The organism is Quadrisphaera setariae, from assembly GCF_008041935.1.
Lineage (GTDB): Bacteria > Actinomycetota > Actinomycetes > Actinomycetales > Quadrisphaeraceae > Quadrisphaera > Quadrisphaera setariae.
Genome location: NZ_VKAC01000027.1, coordinates 1 through 4,772, shown reverse-complemented (window position 1 = coordinate 4,772; position 4,772 = coordinate 1). Strand labels below are relative to the sequence as shown.

Annotated in this window: 6 protein-coding genes; 4 read left to right on the top strand and 2 right to left on the bottom strand. The window is 68.6% G+C overall.

All coding sequences use genetic code 11. The annotated features are described in order from the left end of the window. Positions 1-414: alcohol dehydrogenase catalytic domain-containing protein (locus FMM08_RS22720; RefSeq protein WP_222711113.1), on the bottom strand; the 414-nt coding region annotated here is incomplete at its 3' end. A 728-nt stretch (positions 415-1,142) separates the two neighbouring features. Here FMM08_RS22720 and FMM08_RS22715 point away from each other — a divergent pair. Together FMM08_RS22715 and FMM08_RS22710 are read left to right on the top strand one after the other, a co-directional pair. Continuing rightward, a complete protein-coding gene (locus FMM08_RS22715; protein WP_147928638.1) occupies positions 1,143-2,324 on the top strand; it encodes an ImmA/IrrE family metallo-endopeptidase in 1,182 nt (393 codons plus the stop codon). Continuing rightward, entirely contained in the window at positions 2,321-2,788 is a 468-nt protein-coding gene (locus tag FMM08_RS22710; RefSeq protein ID WP_147928636.1) for a DUF4411 family protein, read from the top strand. The genes FMM08_RS22715 and FMM08_RS22710 overlap by 4 nt, the downstream gene beginning before the upstream one ends. 67 nt (positions 2,789-2,855) lie before the next feature. Here FMM08_RS22710 and FMM08_RS24210 read toward each other — a convergent pair whose 3' ends face one another. Continuing rightward, a complete protein-coding gene (locus tag FMM08_RS24210) occupies positions 2,856-3,032 on the bottom strand; it encodes a helix-turn-helix domain-containing protein (protein WP_369431794.1) in 177 nt (58 codons plus the stop codon). A gap of 419 nt (positions 3,033-3,451) precedes the next feature. Between FMM08_RS24210 and FMM08_RS22700 the strand changes: the two genes are divergently transcribed. Together FMM08_RS22700 and FMM08_RS22695 are read left to right on the top strand one after the other, a co-directional pair. Next, complete coding sequence (locus FMM08_RS22700) at positions 3,452-3,742, top strand: transposase (RefSeq protein ID WP_147928634.1); 291 nt, start codon at positions 3,452-3,454, stop codon at positions 3,740-3,742. Between the two features lie 17 nt (positions 3,743-3,759). Further along, on the top strand, positions 3,760-4,635 hold the full coding sequence (locus tag FMM08_RS22695; RefSeq protein WP_255472711.1) for an IS3 family transposase: 876 nt from the start codon (positions 3,760-3,762) through the stop codon (positions 4,633-4,635). Positions 4,636-4,772: the final 137 nt, after the last annotated feature.

Genomic DNA, 4,772 nt, shown 5'->3' with positions numbered 1-4,772 from the left:
CGGCAGGGCGATCAGGGTGTGCTCAGGCACCACCCACCGCTGCGCCAGCGCACCGGGTGAGTCGATGCCGATGAAGTCCATCGCCTCGCACACGTGCCCGTGCCCAGCCCGGCACGCCGCGCACACCCCGTCCGGGCGCAGCGGCATCACCGTCACCGCATCCCCCACCGACCACCCCGTCACACCCTGACCGACGGCGCTGACGCGCCCGGCGGTCTCGTGCCCGATCACCGCCGGAGTGGTCACCCGGGCGTCCATGTGGCCCGCGGCGATGTGCAGGTCGGTGCCGCAGATCCCGGTGAACGCCGGAGCGACCTCCACCTCACCCGGACCGGGCGGACGCCGCTCGACGTCAGCCACGTCGAAGCGGTGCTCACCCAGGTAGCGCGCGGCCGTGTACGCCGGTGCGGACACAACGTCTCCTCTCGTCGTCGAGAAGAGCAGCATACATAGTACGTATGATGTTTGGAAGAGCTTTCGGCCACCAGCGCTCGGTGGCCTGCGGAGGTGCCTCCGCAGACCACCGACCGCGTGACGGGCGAGTCAGCCTGTACGCCGGGAACGGGCCAGCACAAGGCTGTGACCTGCAAAGATGACACCAAGTAGCCGCTCACCTGCAGATTTGCCGTTGGCACCCGTTGGGTCGCGACGGTCGCAGACGACCTCGTTGGGGACAATCTGAGGACAGCTGCTCAGGCAGAGCTCATCCGGACAGAAATCGATGACCACAGCCAACCGGTGCCACCGGCGGATCACGCGAGCACCGAGTCTCACCTGAATGCCCCTGTGCCAGATGACAGTCGCTGCGCCGCTCAGCATGCGACGACGGAAGCATCACAGCTCGCGATAAGCCCCGTCCGCGCCACGGGGTCCAGTGATCGCCGCTCGATCGAGCCCGTGGCGGTGCCGGAACCGTTGGCACCTGCTGGTGTCTGACCCCGTCGGCAATGGAGGCTCTGGTGTGCCCCCGGTCTGCTGGGCACGTGACCCCGGAGGCGAGTCCGCTGGGCCGCGTTGGACGGATCGCAGCGGGTGAGGTCCGTCAACACGGCCTAGACCGACACGCCCCGAACAGGTGGGCGGCGGCACCGACTGTCGGTCGGACCCGAGAGGATGAACGCGTGTCCGCCTCGATCCCCGCGATGGTCTCCCCGACCATGCTGCGTTGGGCGCGGGAGACGATCGACCTGACGCCGGTTGCGGCGTCGAGGAAGATCGGTGTGCCGGACAGCCGGGTCGACGAATGGGAGTCCGGCGACGCTCGCCCCACCGTCGCGCAGCTCAAGAAGGCCGCGGAGGTGTACCACCGCAGCCTGGCCGTCTTCTACCTGTCCGAGCCGCCGGAAGGCTTCGACACCCTCCGGGACTTCCGCCGCAACCCGGGCGAGCAGACGGGCACCTGGTCACCAGACCTCCACGCTGAGTACCGGCGTGCCCACGAGCAGCGCGAGTACCTGCTCGAACTGCACGACGTCGAGGGGACTGTCCCCCTTGACGGCTGGCGACTGCCCAACGTACCCGAGGCCGACGAGGCGCTGGCGGAAGTCGCACGCGCGCGCCTGCTCTCGCTGACTCCCCTGCGGCCTCCTTCGGGCCGCGCCACCGCCCGCGAGCACCTCAATGCCTGGATCGCCGCCGTCGAGGCCTCCGGCGTGCTTGTGCTCAACACCGCAGGCGGCCGGGTCAAGCCGCGAGAGATGCGCGGGTTCAGCCTCTACTTCGAGCAGCTGCCCGTGATCATGCTGAACGGCGCCGACTACCCACGAGGACGCCTCTTCACGCTGCTCCACGAGTTTGTGCACCTGCTGCTGCACACCGAGGGGCTTTGCGACATGGTCAGCGAGACCCGTGCAACCTCGCCCGACCGTGCGCTGGAGGCGCGGTGCAACGCCGTCGCTGCGGCGATCCTCATGCCGGCGGAGGCAGTTCGGAAGCGGCCGCAGGTCATGGCACGGGCGGGGCGCCGCGATGCCTGGGACTACGAGGCCCTCGCGGAGGCGGCCGGACCCTTCGGCGTCAGCGCTGAGGCCTTCCTGCGCCGCCTCGTGACCCTCGGGCGCGTCGACCTGGACCACTACCTCGGACACCGCGAGGGCTTCCAGCGCCGCTACGAGGAGGACGAGGGCAGGAAGCCGTCGAACGGCGGGAACTGGTACCACACGACGGCCCGCGACCTCGGCAAGAGCTTCGTGCGCCAGGTGGCGTCCGCGCACGACCGCCACGTCATCGATAGCTACACCGCTGCCCGGTACCTGGGCGTCAAGGTGGGTCAGATCCCCCGCCTCGCCCGCAGCGCTCGGGTCGGCGAGGTGACCGACCAGTGACGCTCTACAGCTTCGACACCAGCAGCTTCCTCAACGGCATCCGCGACCTGCTGCCACCCTCGGTGCTGCCCACGCTCTGGACCAACGTCGAGGACATGATCCGAGACGGCTCGATCTGCTCGGTCGACCTGGTGAAGGACGAGCTCAAGAAGCGCGACGACGAGACGCTTAGGTGGGTCAAGGCCCAGCCGAAGCTCTTCGTGCCGCTCGAGCAGGACGTTCAGGCGGCCGTCGGGGAGGTGCTGCGCCGCCACCCGCGGTTGATCGGTGTCGGCAGCGGCCGCAGTGGCGCAGACCCCTTCGTGGTGGCACTGGCCCACGCCCGCAACGGTGTGGTGGTCACGGAGGAGACGGCCACTGGGAACATCGAGAGGCCGCGCATCCCCGACGTCTGCAGGGCCATGGGCATCCCCCACATGAACCTGATCGGCTTCGTCAAGGCGCAGGGGTGGGTGTTCCGCTAGTCGTCCGCCGCGCGTCCAACGTGGTCGGCGACCCCTGCGGTAGGAAGACTATGGCCCCTTTGGCGCCTCAGGATGACGAGCGGACGCGCTGAGCGGCGTCACTCGATCGGCGATCCACCAACCATGTGAGCACGTCGTCGCGACGGTAGATCACTCGGCGGCCGACTTTGATCCACAACGGACCCGCCCCGATGTGCCGCCAGTAGCGCACTGTGGACTCGGGGGTCCTCAACATCTCCGCCACCTCGCGAGTGAGCAGGAACTCGGCCACGACAAACACCCCACTTCAGCGTCAACGACGCCTGCGCGGTGCGACGCCGAGACCAGCCGACTGCCCTCCGATTGCCTCGTCGGTATTCCGACCCTGCGCGGCTGTCAGGCCGGCGTTTAGGGCGTACCGCCTCCAGTCCAGGTCACGTCCCCTGTAGTGGTGTAGATCGTTCTCACCGTGCGGGGTCAGCTGGTGGGGATCATGCCGTCATCGCGGCCCCGGTGTCGATGCTGATGCCGCCGTCCGTGACAGCACCGGGGACAGTGCTGCTCAACGCCGGCAGGGCGGCGATGTTGGTGCCGTTCAGCGCGGCCATCGACGCCTCGGACTGATGTGACCCCCTGAGGCCGGACACCTCCAGACTTGGCAGCAGCCAGGCAAGGAGGTCCCGAATGGGACGTACGAGCACCTACCCGATCGAGTTCCGCCACCAAGCCGCCTCCCTCGTCATCGACGGACACCGCTCCGTGCGCGACGTCGCGCGTGAGCTCGGCATCAACCACGAGACCCTGCGCAACTGGGTCGCCCGCGCCCGCAAGGACCGCGCCGCCGGCCCCACAGCCCTCGGCGATGACGAGCGGATGGAGTTGGCACGGCTACGCCGGCGCGTGGCCGAGCTGGAGCTCGAGAAAGAGATCCTGAAAAAAGCCGCGGTCTTCTTCGCACGCGAGACGGGTCGCTGAACCGCCAGCAGGTGCTGGTGTTCATCGACGCGATGAAGACCAACTTCCCCGTCCGGACCCTGTGCCGAGTCCTCGGCATCGGGCACAGCACCTACTACGCCTCAGCTGCCCGCGGCCATGGCCCCACCGCCGCGGAGCTGGCTGAGGCCTACCGCGCGGACGCAGCCCGCGACGCCTGGGCTGAGCACCGCGGCGTGTACGGCGCGCGGCGCCTGACCGCTGAGATCCGCTCCCGGGGGCACACCTGGAACCGCAAGCACGTCGCACGCCTGATGCGGTTGACCAGCATCGAAGGCGCCCACCGGCGCCGACGCGGCAAGTACGGCAAGCGCAGCGTGACCACCGCCACCGCCCCAGACCTGGTCGAACGCCACTTCACTGCTGAGGCACCCGACCGGCTGTGGGTCGCCGATATCACCTACCTGCGCATCTGGGAAGGCTTCCTGTACCTGGCAGTGGTCGTCGATGCGTTCAGCCGGCGGATCGTGGGGTGGGCGATGGCAGACCACCTGCGCACCGAGCTGATCCTGGACGCGGTCGGTATGGCGATCCAGCGCCGGCGGCCGGAGCCGGGAACGATCCACCACTCCGACCGCGGCACGCAGTACACGAGCTATGAGTTCGGCAAGTCGCTGCGGGCCTCGGGGCTGCTGGCGTCGATGGGACGGGTGGGCTCGGCGTTCGACAACGCGATGGCCGAGACGACGTTCGCGACGTTGAAGACCGAGCTGGTCTACCGGCGGGCGTGGGCATCACGTCATGAGCTGGAGATGGAGGTGTTCTCCTACATCGAAGGGTTCTACAACTCCCGGCGTCGTCACTCGCGCCTGGACAACCTCAGCCCGCTGGACTACGAACAGCGGTACCTGACACAGAAGCAGGTGTCCGCCTGAGCGGGGTCACATCAGAGTCCCACTGCGACTGGACGCCGGCTGCGGTGGGCTGGGCGAACACCGTGCGGTAGGCGGCGGTGACGACCTCACCGTCGGCCTTGGCCACGTGGGCCAGCAGGTTGCGCGCGAAGTGCACC